Origin of the sequence: Streptomyces roseus (assembly GCF_001044425.1) — a bacterium.
GTDB lineage: Bacteria > Actinomycetota > Actinomycetes > Streptomycetales > Streptomycetaceae > Streptomyces > Streptomyces roseus.
This window is the reverse complement of sequence record NZ_LFML01000134.1, coordinates 1-594: the sequence shown is the minus strand read 5'-3', so window position 1 is coordinate 594 and position 594 is coordinate 1. Positions and strand designations below refer to the sequence as shown.

Sequence of the window (594 nt, the reverse complement as noted above, 5' to 3'; positions counted from 1 at the left end):
AACACGGACGGCCACCGTGTCCGGAAGTTCGTCTACGGCGCGACGTACGACGAAGCCGCCGAGAAGCTGGGCAAGCTCCAGGACCAGGAGCGCAACGGTGTCCCCGTGCCCTCCCGCTCGTGGACGCTCGGCGAGTGGCTGGCCTACTGGCTGGAGCACATCGTGAAGCCGGAGCGCGAGCACAACACCTACGCCAAGTACGAGTCGAAGGTCCGGCTGTACCTGGCGCCCCACCTCGGCAAGAAGCCGTTGACCAAGCTCACGCCCGCCCAGATCCGGGCTCACATGGCCACCCTGAAGCGCGAGAAGGTGGGCGCCGCGACGCGGTTCGAGGTGCTGCGCATCCTCCGGAACGCCCTCAACCGGGCCATCCGGGAGGAGCTGCTGACGCGCAACGTGGCGCTGCTCGTGGACATGCCCAAGGTCAGCAAGGGCAAGGCCAAGCCCTGGAACGCCCGGGAGGCGATCACCTTCCTGCGCTCGGCGCGGGCTCACCGCTTCTACGCGGCCGGCGTCCTGGTGCTCGTCCTCGGGCTGCGGCGGAGCGAGGTGCTCGGTCTGCGCTGGCAGGACATCGACTTCGAGAACCGCCAG

At 68.7% G+C, this 594-nt stretch carries 1 protein-coding gene; it reads left to right on the top strand.

What is annotated here, in order from left to right; translation table 11 throughout:
• A partial coding sequence (locus tag ACS04_RS30030; RefSeq protein WP_048479977.1) for a site-specific integrase occupies nucleotides 1-594 on the top strand: 594 nt, incomplete at both ends.